The organism is Paraburkholderia phenoliruptrix (genome assembly GCF_902859825.1).
GTDB classification, from domain to species: domain Bacteria; phylum Pseudomonadota; class Gammaproteobacteria; order Burkholderiales; family Burkholderiaceae; genus Paraburkholderia; species Paraburkholderia phenoliruptrix.
Genome location: NZ_CADIKB010000066.1, coordinates 1 through 18274, shown reverse-complemented (window position 1 = coordinate 18274; position 18274 = coordinate 1). Strand labels below are relative to the sequence as shown.

The following is an 18274-nucleotide window of genomic DNA, read 5'->3' as shown; positions in this document are numbered from 1 at the left end:
CGGTTCTCCTTGGTTCCCTGTTCGGGAGGTTGGTCCTGGAAACCCGATTCTCTCGGATTCCACTGGCGAACCGCCGCCTTCAACCTTCAACTACGCCTGGGACATTGCCGGTGATCGCGCTGCTTTCGGCAGACCCGCTTATCACCCCTCCTCCTGTCCTGTAGTGCTGGACTTTATGGACATGAAGCTTAAAAAATGAAATGCTTGAGGAAAATTCATTTCTTCTTTCTCCTCACTTCAGGTTTTCTTAATGAAGGGCGTCACGCTTCGCCAGCTTCGTGTCTTTGTCGCCGTCGCGCGCCATTTAAGTTTCGCCAGGGCCGCCGAGATGTTGAGCCTCACGCCGCCGGCGGTCTCGATGCAGATCCGCGAGCTCGAGGAGCAGATCGGCTTGCCGTTGTTCGACCGCGATGGCAGGAAGGTCTCGCTGACCATCACCGGCGAATACTTTCTCGTTCACGCGCGCAAGATTCTCGGCGTGCTCAAGGATGCGGAAGATATGGTGGCCCGTTTCAAGAAAGTCGAGTCGGGCCGCCTTGTCATCGGCATGGTCAGCACGGCACAGTATTTCCTGCCGCCCCTGCTCGCCCGTTTCTGCGATGACCATCCGGGTGTCGAGGTGAGCCTTTCGGTGGCGAACCGGCAGTCGCTCGTCGAACAGCTGCGGCGCAACGAGGTGGACCTGGCCGTCATGGGGCGCCCCCCTAAGGAAATGGCCACGCGGGCCGAGCCTTTCGCAGCCCACCCGCACGTGGTCGTGGCCGCGCCGGAACACCCGCTGATCAAGCTGGGCCATGTTCCCCCGCTGGCAATAGCGGCATACGGCTTCATCGTGCGTGAGCCGGGCTCCGGCACGCGCGCGGTACTGGAGGAATACTTCCGGCGCCACGGGATCACCCCGAGGATCGCGATGGAAATGCCGAGCAACGAAGCAATCAAGCAGGCAGTGATGGCAAACATGGGAATCAGCCTGCTGTCCTTGCACACCATCGGGCTCGAGCTGGCCAGCCGCCGCATCGCAGTCGTGGATGTCGAAGAAACGCCGGTATTTCGCCGCTGGCATATCGTCAACATGCTGTCGAAGGTTCTTTCTCCCCCCGCCGAGGCGTTCCGCTACTTCATGCTCGAACATGGGGAACAGCATCTGGCGGACCAGTTTGGCGAGGTCTGAACCACGAATGGTTTGCGTCCGGCCGGGATGAAGCCCGCAACCGGAAAACGCCCCGAGGTCCGACGAGCGGCGAACCGGCATGCGGCGCGCCCTGAAACGCATCCGGGCTGCGTCGCGTCGGAAAGATCGCCCTATGCCGTCGTCAGCACGTCGATCGACCTGGCGCGCTCGATGAGTTGCGGGACGGGAATCGATCGCCGTTGCAAAACCGGCACCCGATACTTCGCGGCGGTGATTTCCGCCAGGATGGAAATCGCCATTTCCGCCGGCGTACGGGAACCGATGAAAAGGCCGACGGGCCCCTGCAACCGATCGATCTGCTCGCTCGTCAGATCGAACTCCAAAAGCCTCTCCTTGCGCTTTGCCGTATTCACGCGGCTGCCCAATGCGCCTATGTAGAAGGCCGGCGACTTCAATGCCTCGAGCAAGGCCATGTCGTCCAGCTTAGGGTCATGGGTGAGGCCGACGATCGCCGTATGGATGTCGATGCCCAATTCCGCGATGACATCGTCCGGCATGCCGCGCGAAAACGTCACGCCCGGCACACCAAATCCCGCGGCGAATTCCTCCCGTGGATCGATCACGACGACCTCGTAATCCGCACCCAACGCCATCTGTGCGACATATTGCGACAGTTGACCCGCCCCGACCACCACCAGCCGCCAGCGTGGGCCATGGATTGCCCGCATCGTGCGTCCATCGAACGTGAGCGTGTCGGAACGATCCGCGTCGTGCAACGTCGACTTGCCGGTGCTCATGTCCAGCACGCGCGCGGTAAGCTTCTTCTCCGTCGTGCGTTCGAGCAGCCTGCGCAGAACGTCGGCCTCGGGATGCGGCTCGACAACCAGACGCAGCGTCCCGCCGCAGGGCAAACCGAACCGTGCCGCTTCGTCGCGGGAGACACCGTAGAGGACGCTCTGTGGCAACGCCTGGGTCAGGATGTCTCTTTTCACGCGATCGATCAGATCGTCCTCCACGCATCCGCCCGACACCGAGCCGACCAGTTGACCATCGTCGCGAATCGCCACCCATGCGCCCAGGGGCCTTGGCGCGGAGCCCCACGTCTGCACGACGGTGGCAAGCGCAACCCTGTGGCCGGCGGCCAGCCAGTCGATGCAGGTTTTCAGGACGGAGTGATCGGTACTATCCATGTAGGCATCCCGTCGACTAAATTAAATCGCTACCCGTGCCAAGCGCGAGCAGGCACGATTGAAAACCGCACTTGCGACCATCCCCCAGACCATTCCCGCGAACATGCCGCCAAGCATCGATGCCGGGCCGGTGCCTGGGGCCGCGCCTGCGGGAAACCACGCCGCCGCGCGCTGGCAGGCCAGCACGCCAAAGGTCATGCCGGCGAGCATCCAGCCGGAGCAGGCGGCGTGCCGCAGAATATCCGTTTGCCATGACGAGTGCGCGCGCCGTCGCGTTATCCGCGCAAGCGGCAACGCAGCGCTCCCGCCGGCCAGCATTCCGGCGTGCATCGCGGGCAACCACGACCAGTGCAGGTACGAAGCAAAGAGGAAATCGTCTAGCCCGCCTGCACCGCATAGCGAGGTCATCAGATCCAGACCGGGGCCGCGCGCGTCCAGCGTCAGCCCGGATAGCATCCCCAGCATGCCCAGCAGCAGCGTGGCCTGCGACGCTTCGGCTGCCCGCCCGGCAGGCTGTAGCCGTTCCAGTGCAGCGAGGCCCGCGAGGATCAGACACGCGGCGAGTGCCAGCCAGGACAGCTCGGACACACTGCGCAAGAGCGCCACCTGCGCCGCCCAAGGGCCGGCCACCATCGCCGCGGCAGCAAGATGCGGATGCGGCCGGCCGTCCCCGACCATGGCCGGTTTCGCGAGTGAAAGGTGCTTCATACCAGCCCCGTTTCAGCAACGGCATCGGGCGAAATGCCCAATCGCGCCAGGATGCGCGCGTAATCCTCCGGCGTGTCCATGTCGACCGTGAAACGATCGTGCGCGGCCTCATGGACGAAGACTTCATCGGGATGCTCGGCAATCAGTTTCCTGCACCCTGGATTCAGGCGTCCGGTCACGACCTCCGGCACATAACTCGCGGAAAACGCCACCGGATTGCCGCGTTGCCCGTTGAATGCCGGAATCAGGATCGACCCGTATGGCATCGCGCCGAACGCGTCGACCAGTTCCCGGTAGTCGCCGGCATCCAGCAGGACCTGGTCGGCCAGGCAGACCAGCACGACGCTGCACGGCATGCGGAGCGCGGCCACGCCGGCGGCAACCGACGTCATCTGCCCTTCTTCGTAGCGCGGGTTGCCCTGAAACCTGACAGGCAACCCGTCGAGCGCATCGATGACGTCACGGCCATTGAAGCCCGTGACGACCACGAGTTCTTCCGGGCCGGCGGCGGCCAGCGCGCTGACGGTGCGCCTGACTGCCGGCTGTCCGCCGATCGGCAGCAGCAACTTATGCTTGCCCGCCATCCTGGACGACATGCCCGCGGCCAGCACGACCGCCGAGAACCGCACAGGACTCCGCGGCGCCGCAGCGTCCCTCCCCCCATTCATGTCACCTCCCGTTGCCGCGCGCCCTGCGCGATCGCAAGATATTTATCGGGCGAACGCTCGAACTCGAGCTTGCAACCGTCGCAGCAGAAATAGTGGCGCTGTCCGCCGAATGCGACGACGTGCCGAGCCGATGCAATATCGATCTCCATTCCGCACACCGGATTGACGTAGCGGGCGGCCGCCGGCTCGGCCGATGCCGTAGATTCGCGCGAAGGCGCGACGGGCAGCGCGTCGGCACCGACGGCGTGCGGGTCCGGCGCAGCGGCCGACGTTTGCTCCAGCAGACGGCGCAGCGTCACCAGACCCGCGACTGCCCCAAGCGCGATCTCCTGCGGCGTGCGCGCGTTGATATCGGGTCCGGCCGGCGCATGCAGCGCGGCGAGCCGCTCAGGAGCGATGCCGCGCGCGCGCATCGCCGCGCGCAGCTTTTCTGCTTTGCGCTTGCTGGCGACCATCAACACTGCCGCCGCCGAACTGCGCAAAGCAGCTTCGAGCGCGTCCTCGTCGCCGTCGCCCTGCGTGGCGACCAGAACGAACTGCGGCTTGAGCCGGTCGAGCGCGCCGGTGTCGAAACCCTCGATGACCCGTTGCAGGCCGAGCTCCGCGAGCGGCGCCGTTACGCTGGCTGCGGCGCAGACTCTCAACCCGATCCGGCGAGCCAGCACGCATGCTTCGAGCGCTGTCGGCGTCGATCCGAGCACGAGCACCGATGGCGCGGGTACCGTGGGCTGAATGAAGAGCTGGATCGTGCCGTTGCTCGCGCACGGCATCGCGTGATCCTCCACGTCGGCCTCCGGCGTCGCATGTTCATTGCTGATGCGAACCATTTTCGGCTGTCCCGACTTCATCGCTTCCTGCGCGGCCTGAACCACGATCGCCCGCGAGCAGCCGCCGCCAATCCAGCCGTGCAGCGTCCCGTCGCCTTCAACCAGCGCTTGCGCACCGACCCACGTGGAGGTCGGCGGCACTGCGCGAATCACCGTGGCCACGGCGAACGGGCGCGCCTGTTCAATCAGCCGTTGTTCCAGTTGCACGAGGGTATCGTCGTTCATTGCAGTACGGACAACACTTGCGGCAGCACCCGCTCGAGACTCGCGAGATCGGCTGCGCCAGCCAGCAGATCGATATAAGGCAGCGCCGCCGACATCCCGACGCTGGTCAGCGTGAAACCGGCCCGGCTCGCTAGCGGGTTGAGCCAGACCAGACTCCGGCAGCGGCGCCGGATCGCGCGCAGCGCTTGCCGCAAGAGTTCCGGCTCGCCGGCATCGTAGCCGTCGCTGACGATCACGACCGCGGTACGCGAGTGAAGCAGCGTCGCCGCATGCTGCCGGTTGAATTCGCCAAGACTCTCGCCGATGCGCGTGCCGCCCGCCCATCCGAGCGACAGCAACTGCAGCCGTTCCTGCGAGCGCCACGGATCCGGGTCGCGCAATGCCTGCGTAACACCCACGAGCCGCGTGTGAAAGATGAAGCAATGCACGTCGGAAACCCGCGCGCTCAACACACGTGCGAGCCGCAGATAGAAATAGCTGTACAGGTTCATCGAGCGGCTGACGTCCAGCAGCAGCACGATGCGCGGCCGCAGGCGCCGCTTGCGGCGCCATACCAGTTCCAGCGGCAGCCCGCCGCGCGACACGCTGCGCCGGATCGTACCCGCCATGTCGATCACGCGGCCGGACTCCGCGCGATGTTCGCGGCGTACCTGGATACCTCGCAGCCGCTGCGCGAAGCGCCGTATCGCATCATCGATGGCGAACAATTCGTCCGGCTGGTTCAGGTGACGAAAGTCCGCGTGCGCGAGCGACGATTCGCCGGTGACGCCGCGCTCGGCTGCGCCGCCGTCCGGGTGCGCCGCATCGGCGCCGCGCCCGGCCAGCGACAGCGGCATGCCTTCGCTATCGTCACGCCGGGTGCCGTCGCATTCCCGCACGATCCGCAGGGCACCGCCCGCACGCGTTTCGACCAGCGCCCGGCGATTCGGCACCTTGAAATACGCATCGAATAGTTCATCGAAGCGCCGCCACTCCTCGGCGCGCGAACAGACCAATGCGCGCAGGGTCCAGCGCAACAACAGGCCATCGAACTGGCCCACGCGCTGCGCGACCTCCATCGCCGCGGCCACATCGGCACTGGTGACGTGAAAGCCGTATGCGCGCAGCCATCTCGCGAACCCGACGTATCGGGAAACGAGTGCCTCTTCGAGGCTCGGCGGCGGCGCCCGGTGATCGGCGCAACGGATGTCGGTCAACATGCGGCTGCCAATTTCTCGACGACCGGACGGGTAAGGCCGGCCCGGTCCTCGCGCGTCTTGACGAGAGCGGACAGCGAATCCACGATCCGCTCGGCACCGTTCGGCTCGATCGCGCTCACGCCCAAACGGAGCAAAGCAGACGCCCAGTCGAGCGTCTCGGCAATGCCCGGCTTTTTCTGAATGTCCATTTGCCGGACCGCCTGGACAAACTCGACGACCTGAAGCGCCAGTTTCGCCGGCACATCCGGAGCCCGCGTGCGGACAATCAACAGTTCCTTGTCGAAGCTCGGATAATCGACGTACTGATACAGGCACCGGCGACGCAGCGCATCGGAGATCTCGCGCGTGCCGTTCGAGGTCAGGATCACGAGAGGCCGCTCGGACGCGCGTATGACCCCGAGTTCCGGAATCGACATCTGGAAGTCGGACAGCAGCTCGAGCAGATACGCTTCAAACGCCTCGTCGGTGCGGTCGACTTCGTCGATCAGCAGGACCGGCGCGGGCATCGTCGTTATCGCTTCGAGCAGCGGACGCTTGAGCAGATATCGTTCGGAAAAAATATCCTGCTCCTTGTCCGAAACCGGCCGCGCGTCCTGTTCGAGCAATTTGATCGCAAGCAACTGCCGCTGGTAGTTCCATTCATACAACGCCGAGTGCGTATCGAGACCTTCGTAGCACTGGAGTCTGATCAGGCGCGTATTCGACAGCCGAGCGAGCGCTTTCGCGACCTCCGTCTTCCCGACACCCGCCTCTCCTTCCAGCAGCAACGGCCGCCGCATTTCCATCGTCAACAGCAGGGTCGCCGCGAGGCTGCGCTCGGCAATGAATCCATGGCGCTCGAGGCTCTCCTGGAGGCTCACCACGTCGGTCATGCGGTCCGTAAACATGGCCCCTCCGGAAATCAGGCCGTCTTGCGAGAGAAAATCCCGCGCAGCCAACTGCGCAGGACCGCCCACGCCAGCGCCAAACCGTTCAGTTCGGTATGCGGCATGGCAGCGGCAGCCGCCGGCGCCGCCGGGGAGCCGTCCGGCGCGCCGGACGGCGCCGCATTGCGCTGCGCTTCCGATGCCTGGACTCGCGCGGCAAAGTTGGCCGCGAACTGTTTGAGTATCTGGTCGGCAACCGTGTCCATCATCCGGCCGCCGAACGCGGCGGCCTTTCCGCTCATCGCCACCTCGCTCTTGCCGACCAGCTCGCAAGTCTCGCCGGTGGCCCGCACGGTCGCGACCAGGTCCATCGATGCACCAGACGTGCCGGTCGAATCCGAGCCCTTGCCAATCAGATGCAACGTGCGACCCGCCGCGTCGATCGTCGGCACCTCGATATCGCCCTTAAACGACATCGAGGCCGGACCGAGCCGCACGCCGATCGTGCCTTTGTAATGCGTGGCGTCCACGCGCTCGGTTATCTTCGCGCCCGGCATGCACCCGGCCACCGCCTCGATATCTTGCAGGAACTGCCATGCGGCATCCGCGCTCGCCGCCACGGGAAACACTTTTTCAAGTACGACTTTCATCAGCCCACCTTAGAAGGAATGCTTGGGTTGCCGCGAGTTGCGGTTCGATCGCAATGCGTTACTGCCTCGTCAGCCCGAGCGAACGGCTTTGCTGCCACACGCGGTACGCGTTGTGGGGCATGTTCATGTGGGTGATGCCAAGGTGCGCGAACGCATCGACCACCGCCGCGGTAAAGCACGGGATCGATCCGACGTGCGGCGATTCGGCGACGCCCTTTGCGCCAATCGGATGATGGGGAGACGGCGTCACGGTGAAATCGGTCTCCCAATGGGGCGTTTCGACAGCGGTCGGCACGAAGTAGTCCATCAGCGTGCCGCCCAGCAGATTGCCGGCCTCGTCATACGGAAGCTCCTGCCCCATCGCGACCGCGAAGCCCTCCGTCAGGCCGCCGTGGATCTGCCCTTCGATGATCATCGGATTGATGCGCGTGCCGCAGTCGTCGAGCGCATAGAACCGGCGAATCCGCGTCTCGCCCGAATAGCGGTTGACATCGACCACGCACACATAGGCGCCGAACGGAAAGGTGAAGTTCGGCGGATCGTAATAATCGACCGCCTCCAGCCCCATCTCCATGCCTTCGGGGACATTGTTGTACGCGGCCCAGGCCACTTCCTTCAGGGTCTTGAACTGATCGGCCGACCCCTTGAGCACGAACCGGTCGACATCGAATTCGACATCGTCCGGGCTGACTTCGAGCAGGTGCGCGGCGATTTTCCGGGCCTTTTCGCGAATCTTCCGCGACGCCCGCGCGACCGCCGCACCCGCAACCGGCGTGGAGCGCGACCCGTAGGTACCGAGACCGTACGGAGCGCTTGCGGTATCGCCCTCCTCGACCTGGATCATCGATGCGGGAATCCCGGCCTCGGACGCGATGATCTGGGCATAGGTGGTCTGGTGGCCCTGTCCCTGCGTGATCGTGCCCATGCGGGCGATCGCCGAACCATCCGGGTGAACCCGGATCTCGCACGAATCGAACATGCCAACGCCGAGGATGTCGCACATCTTCGACGGTCCCGCCCCGACGATTTCGGTGAAGGTCACGATGCCGATGCCCATTAACCACTCGGCGTTGGGGTCCGCGCGCCGCGCGGCCTGCTCGGCGCGCAGCGCCGGATAGTCGACGGCGTCGAGTACCTTCCTGAGCGCGGTTTCGTAATCGCCCGAATCGTATTCGAGCCCGAGCGGCGTCGCATACGGGAACTTGTCCTTGCGGATGAAATTCCTGAAACGTATTTCGGCCTTGTCCATGCCGAGCTTTTGCGCGAGCACGTCGATCATCCGCTCGATCAGATAGACCGCCTCCGTCACCCTGAACGAGCATCGGTAAGCGACACCGCCCGGACACTTGTTGGTGTAGACGCCGTCGACCGACACGAACGCGTTCGGTATGTCGTAGGAGCCGGTACAGACGTGGAACATGCCTGCCGGCCACTTGCTCGGATCCGCACATGCGTCGAACGCGCCGTGATCCGCGGTGACGTGCACGCGCAGTGCCTTGATCCGGCCGTCGCGATCCGCGGCCAGCTCTCCGGTCATGTGATAGTCGCGCGCGAACGCGGTGGTGCTCAGGTTCTCGGCACGCGACTCGATCCACTTGACGGGCCGCCCCAGCACGATCGACGCGACGATGGCCACGACATACCCGGGATACACGCCAACCTTGTTACCGAAGCCGCCGCCGATATCCGGCGAGATGATGCGGATCTTCGACTCCGGAATGGTCGACAGCATGCCGACCACGGTTCGCACGACGTGCGGAGCCTGCGACGTGATGTAGACCGTCAGGTCCCCGCGCGCCTTGTCGAAGGACGCGACGCAGCCGCAAGTTTCCAGCGGACATGGGTGCACGCGCGGATACAGCATGTCCTGCACGACCGTGACATCCGCGTTTTCGAATGCGCGCGCGGTCTTGTCCTTGTCGCCGACGTTCCACGTAAAAATGTGATTCGGGTGCTTGCGCGCGCCGTGCGCGCCGACCAGCTTCTCGCGAATGTCCTCGCGAATCACCGGCGCATCCGGGGCAAGCGCCTGCAGCGGGTCGACCACCGCGGGCAGCTCCTCGTATTCGACTTCGACCAGCTCCGCCGCATCGGCCGCGACATAGCGGTCGTCGGCGACGACGAATGCCACCTCCTGGTTCTGGAAGCAGACCTTCTCATCCGCCAGCACCGCCTGCACGTCGCCCGCGAGCGTCGGCATCCAGTGCAGCTTGAGCGGCTTCAGGTCCTCGGCGGTCAGCACCGCATGCACACCAGGGTGCGCGAGCGCGCGCGTCTTGTCGATCTTCTTGATGCGCGCATGCGCATAAGGACTGCGCACCATCACGCCGAACAGCATGCCCGGCATCTTGACGTCGTCGACATAATTTCCCTTTCCCTGGATGAAGCGCGGGTCCTCGCGCCGCTTGCGGGAGCAGCCCATTCCCTCCAGTGCCGCAAGCCGCTCGAGATTCGCGTCGATATTTCCCATTGCGTGTCTCCCGTCGGTCAGTGCGCGCTGGCTTCCAGCAGCGGATGCGATGTCTCGACCGCCTCGCCGCGCAGCTTGCGGGCGGCGTACTGCACCGCCTTCACGATGTTCTGATAGCCCGTGCAGCGGCAGAGATTGCCCGCCATCCAGTAGCGGATCTCTTCTTCGGTCGGAGACGGATTCTCCTTTAGAAGCCGGTAAGCACGGGTGATCATGCCCGGGGTGCAGAAGCCGCATTGCAAACCGTGCTCTTGCATGAAGCCTTCCTGCAGTGCGTGCAACTGCCCGTCTTGCGCGAATCCTTCGACCGTCAACAGCTCGGCGCCGTCGGCCTGCACCGTCAACATCGTGCAGGACTTGACCGACATACCGTTCACATCGACGGTGCAGGCGCCGCAATGGGACGTCTCGCAGCCGATATGCGGCCCTGTGTGCAGGCACTTTTCCCTCAGCGTGTGGATCAGCAGCTCGCGCGGCTCAACCACCACATCCGTTTGCTTGCCGTTCAGCTTGAACGACACCATGACCTTGTTGCTCATCACATGTCTCCGGGTAGATCCGTCTTTCAACGCTTTGCTCGCTGATAGGCCGTGAGCAGCGCTCGCCGCGTCATCTCGCCCGCCATCGCCGTCTTGTACTCGATATCGCCGCGCAGATCGGCAACCGGCTCGCAGATGCTCATCGCCAGGCGCACCGCCTCGGCAATGCGTTCGTCGTCGAGCGGCTTGCCGCGCAGGCATTGCTCCGCGTCGGTCGCCCTGATGGCCGCCGGCGCGACGTTGGTGAGGGCGATGCGCACGTCGCTCACGGTCTCCCCGCTCATGCGCAGCGTCACCGCCGCGGCGGCAGTCGCGAAGTCACCGGTCTTGCGCTTCAGTTTTGCGTAGCAATAGCCGGTGCCCTCCGCGGAAATCGGAATGCGGATCTCGGTCATGATCTCGCCCGGCTCGAGCAGCGTCAGGTAAGTGCCGAGAAAATATCCGTCGGCCGGAACGACGCGTTCGCCCTGCGGGCCGGCGAGCACGAACGAAGCATCCAGCGCCATCATCAACGCCGGGTGGTCGTTACCCGGATCGCCATGCGAGATGTCGCCGCCGATCGTGCCTCTATAGCGCACTTGCGGATCCGAAATCAGGCGCGCGCCTTCGACGATCAACGGGCATTTCCTTTGCAGCAGCTCGGACCAGATCAGTTCGTTCTCGGTCGTCATCGCCCCGATGCGGATTTCATTGCCGATTTCTCGGATACCCTTGAGCTCGGCGAGCTTTCCCAGATCGATCAGATGACCTGGATCGGCAAAGCGAAGCTTCATCATCGGCAACAGACTGTGTCCGCCGGCAAGGAGCTTCGCGTCGTCGCCATGCTCGTTCAACAGCGAGATTGCCTCTGGCAAGGTCCGGGGAACGTGGTATTCGAATGGCCGGGGTATCACACATGTCTCCTTGTTATCATCCGCCTGTGAAGGGGAGCGTCATCGGTCTATTGTTGTCGAGTATTTCATTACGTAGCGCAGCAATTCAACTCGATTTCTCGAACGGTCGAATACGTGCACGAATCGTCGGCAACCGTACGTTAAGCGGACGCGGTGCAAACACGAGCATGGCTGAGAAATCAGAATTTGACGCCGAAACCGATCCCGACCACCCACGGATTAATCTTCAGGGTTCCGATTGGGGCACCGTCGAGCGTGGCATCCGTCTTGATGAACAGCTTTTTGACGTCCGCGTTGACGAAAATCTTCTTGGTCACTTGCACGTCGATGCCGGCCTGCAACGCCGGGCCGAAGCTATGGTTGTGCACGCCAACGCTCGTACCGCCCGCCTGCAAAGAACTGTTGTAGAACAACGTATAGTTGAATCCGGCGCCGAGATAGGGGCGTATCTTCCCTTGCGGATTGAAATGCCAGGCCAGCGTGAGGGTTGGCGGCAGAAGGCTGACCCGGCCCAGCCCACCCAGGCTTGACGTAACCGTATGGCGCGTCATACCGAGAATCAATTCGACCCCGAGATTTCCCGTTACCATGTACGTGAAATCGACTTCCGGAACGATGGAATTGTTGACCCCCATATTGAGCGTCGATAACGTTCCCGACGTCGACACGTCAGGCTCGATGCTCAATACTCTGAAGCGCGCTAGCACATCACCTTGGTCAGCTTGCGCGCAAGTCGCGCCTGCCGCTGCCACAGCAGCAACAATCCATTTCCCGAGTGACCAGCGCTTCATTTCCTCCCCCCCATTGGCTAACTTCAGTTTTTTTTACAGCGCCCGACGCTACACACGACGGCAGCGCGAACGATGTATCCGTGGCCGTGCTAGGGCCATACCAACACATTGCACACCCGGAGGCATCGCCGATCTTCGACTCACCGTCCGGCCATTGGACGAGCAGTAGGTGCCACTTGTCAGCGCTACGCAGCCTTGGGACAATGTGCACGTTGTGCGGGCCAGTCAGGCCACGTAGTGGACCGAGGATTTCACAACGCAGCGCAGCAATTCAAAGCAATTTCCTGAATGTCGGCTTTATCTGCATCAATTCCAGGAAAACTTGCGCGAATGTCGGAAAAGACATACAACGAAAATAGACCGCCTGGAGCGTGGAAGGCCCCCACGTGGGCATGGAGACATTGAATGGACCCGCTTGCGCAACCTGCAATGCTGACGACGGATCCGCGTCGCAACGAGACGTTCCACCATAAGCTTGAGCAGTTCAATCCAGGGGTGGTTTGGCTCAGTGCAGAGGGACATGTGACGGCGTTTAATGATGTCGCGTTGCAGATCCTGGGACCGGCTGCCCAACAATCGCTAGGTGTAATGCAGGACAAGCTATTCGGCATAGACGTGGTGCAGTTGCACCCTGAGAAGAGCCGCGACAAGCTCCGCTTTCTCCTGCAGTCGAGAGATGCTGGGGGTTGTCCGGCGAAGTCGCCGCCACCGCTCGCGATGATGATCAACATTCCTGACAGAATATTGATGATCAAGGTTTCCCGGATGGCAGGTTTACAAGGGATGTGCGGTACATGTATGATTTTTTATGACGTGACCGATATCACAACCGAACCTCCTAGGCAAAGTCCAAGCGGCAACGCCCCGTCGCCGAGACGCCTATTCAAACTTCCCGTCTATCGAAAGAATCGGATGATTCTGATCGACCTCAAGGATATCGTGCGTTTCCAAGGCGACGGCCACTACACGACAATTGTCACAAAAGACGATCGCTACCTCTCTAATTTTTCGCTGTCAGATCTTGAACTACGACTGGACGACAGCATCTACTTGCGAGTACACCGTAGCCACATCGTTAGCCTTAGTTATGCAGTAGAGCTTATTAAATTTGATGAAAGCGTCAATCTTGTCATGGCTGATGCAGAGCGCACCGTAGTTCCGGTAAGTCGATCGAAAGCAGTGAAATTGAAGGAACTGCTGGGTGTGATCTAACTGATAGGTGCGGGATATCTGGAGAGATTCATCCACCATGCAACCGTGAGGAAGACAACATGCAACTGACCGACATGGATCCGGCCTTGGGGCTGATGGCCGAGTTCGGCAAGCTGACAAAGAACACCGCCCACCACATCAACCAGATGCGGCAGGAAGCCATCTTCAGCGACGGCGCGTTACCGGCCCCTCTGAAGGCGCTGGCCGCGATGCTGTGGGCGATCTCGGCCCGCTGCGAGCCGTGTTTCAAGTTCTACGTGCAGCAGGCGGTGAAGTTGGGTGCGACCGAGCAGGAGTTGGGCGAAGTGCTTGCGGTCGCCTCGACGATGGGCGGCTGCGTCGGCGAGATGTGGGCGCTCAAGGCGTTCAAAGCCTACAAGGACCTCAGCAATGGCGAGGCCGCGCCGGTGTTGGAGCCGAGCTGCTGCCAGTAGCCGGTGGTCCTGCTCACGAAACGGAAAAATCGTAGGCGTGTGACGTAAGGTCGCATTGGCAGCACCTGCGCACGACCAACGCGATCGAATCGACGTTCGCGACGGTGCACCACCGTACGACACGCACGCGTAACTGCGTGTCGCGACCAACCTTCCCCGGCTTGGCATTCAAGCTGATCGAGGAAGCTGAAAAAACTTGGCGCCATATCAACGGCCCGGAAAAAATCAAGCTGTTGCTTGAGGGCATTGCCTTCAAAGACGGCGAACCGGTGCAAGACGATCGGCCGGTTCAGCAGAAACTCGCCGCCTGAAATCGACCGTCACGATGCTGCCCATACACCATGCATGGACGCCCCCGGCTTGCCAAGCTCTCATTTGTAACGGAGCGAAGGTATTGATTGCAGCCATGCATCCGGACTTCGCTGTCCGGCGCACGGCCGGCGGTCCCTGATGGAATGCGCTGGCCGGGCTCTCATCACTCTTGCGTACTCTTACACACATTGGTGTACCCAGAGTTTCCCGGCCACGGTCTGACCTGTCTCGCCATCACGTCATGATCGCCTGAGCAATCGGCTGTAGTCTCCTGCTGGTAGCTACGCGACAAGCATGCGGGTGACGGTTACGCGGTCGCTGCAGGCGCGTGGTAATCAGGTTGAAACTCGCAGCAGTGGACCAATTGCGCCCAGACGATCCGCGCGTTCTTGTTCGCGTCCATTCCATTACTCTGACGTTAGCTCCGCACGTGTGGCATGGGCGATCAGGAGGGATCGCCGGCAACCGGTGCGCCCCTAAGGCTTTTGCCTGAGATGCCGTTATACCGGCCAGGACCCGTATCGCTTCCCCACCGGTTCCGGTTGCCCACCTGCGTGAGCCGGCGGCGCCGGGTCGCCGGGGTTCGCGGTCGGCCTGCCGACGCCGCACAGGAGGAGACGCCCTGAATCGCGGCCCGCGCGTCGAATCGAGGAACCTACCATGTCGACACCCTTCATCGGATCGGGCACCGCCGCGGCGCGCCAGCATTCGGCGCGCGAGCAGCGACTTCGCGACCTTGCCTGCCAGGCGGATCGGATTATGTACCAGACGCTCGGCTTTTCCGGTGTTGCCGCTCTGGTCGTCGGTCTGCATTACTACGCGTTGACGTTGGCCCTGTACGTTTGCGTCCCGCTCGTCGTCGCGGGAAGCGCCGCTTTTTTTGCGCTTCGCGGCACGACGATTTCATGGGCCGTTCTGACCGTCTGCAACGTCGCGATGGTCGCGCTGCATATCGAGCTCTCGGGTGGGACGACCGAGTTTCATTTCGGCGTATTCGTGCTGCTCGGTCTTCTGCTCGTCTATCGCGACTGGCGGCCCGTGGTGCTGGCCGCTGTGCTGTTCGCCGTGCATCATCTGTCGTTCGACCGGCTGCAGGCGCTCGGTTTCCCCGTGCTCTGCACGCCCCACGCGAACCTGCCGGTCGTGCTGTTGCACGCTTCCTATGTGGTGCTGCAAACCGCGATCGAGATCTTTCTTGCGCTGCAGCTTCGGCAGGCCGCGGTCGAGGCCGCGGAGCTCTCCGCGATGGTCGCGGAGATCGACCGGGACGGCACGGTGAACTTGTCGGTCGACCGGGTGTTCGTCAGTGCACCGACCGCGGTCGCGCTCAAAGCGTCGATCGACCGCGTGCGGACTGCGATGATCGAGGTCAGCGAAAATACCGCCGCGGTGAGGCAGGCCGCGAAGGAAATCGCGGACGGCAATGCCGACCTCAGTCATCGCACCGACGCGCAGGCCAGCAGCCTTCAGGAAACGGCGGCGGCGATGGAGCAGTTTGCCGGTACGGTCAAGCAGAACGCCGCCCTCGCGCGCGAGGCGAGCCGGCTGGCCGAGGCCGCCGCGACGGTGGCGCGCGAGGGCGGCGCCGTGGTCGACCGCGTGGTCGAAACCATGGCGACGATCGACGGCGCCGCGAAGAAGATCGCCGCCATCATCGAGGTCATCGAGGGTATCGCGTTCCAGACCAACATTCTCGCGCTCAATGCGAGCGTCGAGGCCGCGCGCGCCGGCGGACAGGGACGCGGATTCGCCGTGGTCGCCGACGAAGTGCGCACGCTTGCGCATCGCTCGGCCACGGCCGCGAAGGAGATCCGCGCGCTGATCGAGGACTCGGTCGACAAGGTCGGCACCGGCACGCGGCTGGTCGGCGAGGCGGGCGGGACCATGCACGACGTCGTGGACGGGATTCACCGCGTCGCGGACATCGTTGCCAGCATCGACGCGGCCAGCAGCGAGCAGGCGCGGAGCATCGAACAGGTCCACCGCGCGATCGCGCAGATCGACGGTGCCACGCAACAGAACGCCGCGCTGGTCGGCCAGGCCGCGGCCGCGTCGGGCTCGCTGCACGCGTCGGCGGACCGGCTGCGACAGGTCGTCGGGGTCTTCGCGTTGTCGGCCGACGCCGCGGCCTATTGAGAATTACCAATTCCATGACAACCGATTTGCCGCTCATGCGTTATCCAACGCAGAGCGTTGATTGGAGGGGAGGTTCATGGCGAAGATGGACGAAGCCACGCGCAAGCGGGTACGTGCTGGGCGCCTGATGCTGGCGGGCAAGACGCCGGCCGAAGCGGCCAAGGCGGTGGGCGTGGCACGGCAGACCGCATACACCTGGAAGGCTCGGCTCGACGAAGGCGGCATCGAAGCGCTACGCGCCATGGCCACGGGCCGGCCAGCGCAATTGGAGGCGAGCCAGCTCGAGGGCTTGCGCGCGGCGCTGCTGCAAGGGCCGCTCGTGCATGGTTTCGGCACCGAGCTGTGGACGCTCAAGCGCGTGCGCACGCTGATTGCGCGGCTGTACGGCGTCACCTTCAGCGAAGTGCATGTCTGGCGGCTGCTGGGTGCGTTGGGGTTCAGTTCGCAAAAGCCCGAGCGCCGGGCCATCGAGCGCAACGAGGAGGCGGTGCGGACTTGGAAGCGCAAGACGTGGCCTGCGCTCAAAAAAAGTGTGCCAGCGAGCGACGGCTGATCGTCTTCATCGACGAGTCGGGCCTGTCGGAGCGGCATCGCGCACTCGCCACAACCACCTGTCCTAGCGAAATACCACCGTCATTGGTCGGCACCTCGCGATGGCAGTGAACGTCGAACCCGGTCCGCCGCAATTCGAGCAGCGAATTCACCAGCAGAAACTCGTTCACGAACACGCCGCCGCTCAACACCACGGTATCCAGCGAATACGTATCGCGCAGACGCCCGCACAGTGCAGCAATCGCATGCACTAACGTGGAATGAAAGCGCCGGCTGATCGTTGCCGGTGCAACCCCGGCCGAGACATCGGCAACGATCTGCCGGACGAGCGGCCGATAGTCGAGTTCGAAATCCACGTCAGCGGACTCATCTGTCCCATACTCATACGGCTCGCTCATCGCGAGATCGCGCCCGAGTAATCCCTCGAGTTCGATCGGCCCTTGCGCCTCATATTCCGCCTTCGTGCAGATTCCAGTCAGTGCGGCTACCCCATCGAACAGGCGTCCCATACTGGTCGCACGCGTGACGTTGATATGGTTCTGCCACATCTTCGTATAGACCTGCCGCGCCTGCTTCTCCAGTGCAGCGAGCACCGGCACCTGACTCAGCACAGCCACATCGCCATCAAACGATTCGAGCGCAAGCGCAAGCGCAGTACGCACCGGCTCACGCACGGCCTTGTCGCCACCGAGCAGCGACAGCGGGCGCAAATGGCCGGTGCGCCTGACCTCGAGCGCATCGCCCACAAAGAACTCGCCGCCCCAGATCGTTCCGTCCGGACCGTAACCCGTACCATCGAAGATCACGCCGATCGCCGGCCCGGCGAGTCCGTTTTCGGCCATGCAGGCCGCCATGTGCGCATGATGATGCTGCACCTGCTCACAGCGCGCGTACGCAAGCGCCGCCAACCGCGTGGAATGAAACGAGGGATGAAGGTCACATGCTGCCAACTCGGGCGCAAGCGCATACAGATCAGCAAGGTGTGCTGCGATCCCTTGATGCGAACGCAAGGCCTCGTCATTGCTCAGATCGCCGACATGCTGGCTGACATAAACGCGGCCCGGTCCCGCCAGTGCAACCGTCGTCTTCAATTCGGCACCATATGCCAGTACCGGCGCGAGCGGCTGAGCGGTCTCGATCGAATATGGCGCGAATCCGCGTGCCCGCCGCAGAAAGCTGATCTGCGGCTCCGGCAGGTCCGGATGACTCGAGCAGCGGACCACGGAATCGTCGATACGGACCGAGATGTCGCGGTTGTGCAGTAACACCCGATCACACACCTCGAACAACCGCGCCAGAGCCTCCTCGTTGCGATAGGCAATCGGATGGCCCGATACGTTGCCGCTCGTCATCACCAGTACCGGCAATGTCCCACAGACAGTTGAAGGTTGGGACGGCGGGTGCGGCATAGATTATGCGACCTTGCGATCATGGTCAATGTTGGATTTCGAGGGCGAACGCTTCAGGGCG

16 protein-coding genes and 3 pseudogenes are annotated in these 18274 nt (G+C 63.1%); 7 read left to right on the top strand and 12 right to left on the bottom strand.

Annotation, left to right across the window (positions count from 1 at the left end; all coding sequences use genetic code 11):
* Together HV711_RS33315 and HV711_RS31770 are read left to right on the top strand one after the other, a co-directional pair.
* Positions 1 to 199: hypothetical protein (locus tag HV711_RS33315; RefSeq protein ID WP_217468974.1), on the top strand; the 199-nt coding region annotated here is incomplete at its 5' end.
* Positions 200 to 250: 51 nt separating this feature from the next.
* Positions 251 to 1171 (top strand): LysR family transcriptional regulator, encoded by a 921-nt coding sequence (locus HV711_RS31770; RefSeq protein ID WP_025496590.1) that lies wholly within the window; start codon positions 251 to 253, stop codon positions 1169 to 1171.
* A 131-nt stretch (positions 1172 to 1302) separates the two neighbouring features.
* Here HV711_RS31770 and HV711_RS31765 read toward each other — a convergent pair whose 3' ends face one another.
* From HV711_RS31765 to HV711_RS31715, 11 genes are all read right to left on the bottom strand, one after another.
* Positions 1303 to 2322: an XdhC family protein gene (locus HV711_RS31765; RefSeq protein ID WP_025496591.1), complete on the bottom strand. Its 1020-nt coding sequence runs from the start codon at positions 2320 to 2322 to the stop codon at positions 1303 to 1305.
* A 21-nt stretch (positions 2323 to 2343) separates the two neighbouring features.
* Positions 2344 to 3000 (bottom strand): hypothetical protein, encoded by a 657-nt coding sequence (locus HV711_RS31760; RefSeq protein ID WP_175145586.1) that lies wholly within the window; start codon positions 2998 to 3000, stop codon positions 2344 to 2346.
* A gap of 26 nt (positions 3001 to 3026) precedes the next feature.
* Entirely contained in the window at positions 3027 to 3659 is a 633-nt protein-coding gene (locus HV711_RS31755; protein WP_244142788.1) for a nucleotidyltransferase family protein, read from the bottom strand.
* A gap of 35 nt (positions 3660 to 3694) precedes the next feature.
* Positions 3695 to 4750: an XdhC family protein gene (locus HV711_RS31750; RefSeq protein WP_035477365.1), complete on the bottom strand. Its 1056-nt coding sequence runs from the start codon at positions 4748 to 4750 to the stop codon at positions 3695 to 3697.
* Positions 4747 to 5949 (bottom strand): vWA domain-containing protein, encoded by a 1203-nt coding sequence (locus HV711_RS31745; RefSeq protein ID WP_025496829.1) that lies wholly within the window; start codon positions 5947 to 5949, stop codon positions 4747 to 4749. The genes HV711_RS31750 and HV711_RS31745 overlap by 4 nt, the downstream gene beginning before the upstream one ends.
* A complete protein-coding gene (locus HV711_RS31740) occupies positions 5943 to 6836 on the bottom strand; it encodes an AAA family ATPase (RefSeq protein WP_051223913.1) in 894 nt (297 codons plus the stop codon). The genes HV711_RS31745 and HV711_RS31740 overlap by 7 nt, the downstream gene beginning before the upstream one ends.
* Before the next feature lie 14 nt (positions 6837 to 6850).
* Positions 6851 to 7435 (bottom strand): SRPBCC family protein, encoded by a 585-nt coding sequence (locus tag HV711_RS31735; protein ID WP_244142789.1) that lies wholly within the window; start codon positions 7433 to 7435, stop codon positions 6851 to 6853.
* A gap of 88 nt (positions 7436 to 7523) precedes the next feature.
* Positions 7524 to 9935 (bottom strand): aerobic carbon-monoxide dehydrogenase large subunit, encoded by a 2412-nt coding sequence (locus tag HV711_RS31730; protein WP_025496441.1) that lies wholly within the window; start codon positions 9933 to 9935, stop codon positions 7524 to 7526.
* A 17-nt stretch (positions 9936 to 9952) separates the two neighbouring features.
* Positions 9953 to 10474 (bottom strand): (2Fe-2S)-binding protein, encoded by a 522-nt coding sequence (locus tag HV711_RS31725; protein WP_025496442.1) that lies wholly within the window; start codon positions 10472 to 10474, stop codon positions 9953 to 9955.
* 26 nt (positions 10475 to 10500) lie between these two features.
* Positions 10501 to 11367 carry an FAD binding domain-containing protein gene (locus HV711_RS31720; protein WP_025496443.1) on the bottom strand — a complete coding sequence of 289 codons (867 nt, stop codon included), beginning with the start codon at positions 11365 to 11367 and terminating at the stop codon, positions 10501 to 10503.
* 179 nt (positions 11368 to 11546) lie between these two features.
* Positions 11547 to 12158 (bottom strand): OmpW/AlkL family protein, encoded by a 612-nt coding sequence (locus HV711_RS31715; RefSeq protein ID WP_082201373.1) that lies wholly within the window; start codon positions 12156 to 12158, stop codon positions 11547 to 11549.
* 405 nt (positions 12159 to 12563) lie between these two features.
* Here HV711_RS31715 and HV711_RS31710 point away from each other — a divergent pair, with 405 nt between their 5' ends.
* From HV711_RS31710 to HV711_RS31690, 5 genes and pseudogenes are all read left to right on the top strand, one after another.
* Entirely contained in the window at positions 12564 to 13370 is an 807-nt protein-coding gene (locus HV711_RS31710; protein ID WP_025496445.1) for a LytTR family DNA-binding domain-containing protein, read from the top strand.
* Positions 13371 to 13429: 59 nt separating this feature from the next.
* A complete protein-coding gene (locus HV711_RS31705) occupies positions 13430 to 13804 on the top strand; it encodes a carboxymuconolactone decarboxylase family protein (RefSeq protein WP_025496446.1) in 375 nt (124 codons plus the stop codon).
* Between the two features lie 53 nt (positions 13805 to 13857).
* Positions 13858 to 14115 (top strand): annotated as a pseudogene (locus HV711_RS31700) (IS256 family transposase); the annotation flags it as partial.
* A 661-nt stretch (positions 14116 to 14776) separates the two neighbouring features.
* Complete coding sequence (locus HV711_RS33870; protein WP_051223912.1) at positions 14777 to 16252, top strand: methyl-accepting chemotaxis protein; 1476 nt, start codon at positions 14777 to 14779, stop codon at positions 16250 to 16252.
* A 76-nt stretch (positions 16253 to 16328) separates the two neighbouring features.
* Positions 16329 to 16882 (top strand): annotated as a pseudogene (locus HV711_RS31690) (IS630 family transposase); the annotation flags it as partial.
* A 41-nt stretch (positions 16883 to 16923) separates the two neighbouring features.
* Here HV711_RS31690 and HV711_RS34125 read toward each other — a convergent pair.
* Positions 16924 to 18156, bottom strand: a pseudogene (locus HV711_RS34125) (Kae1-like domain-containing protein); the annotation flags it as partial.
* Positions 18157 to 18274: the final 118 nt, after the last annotated feature.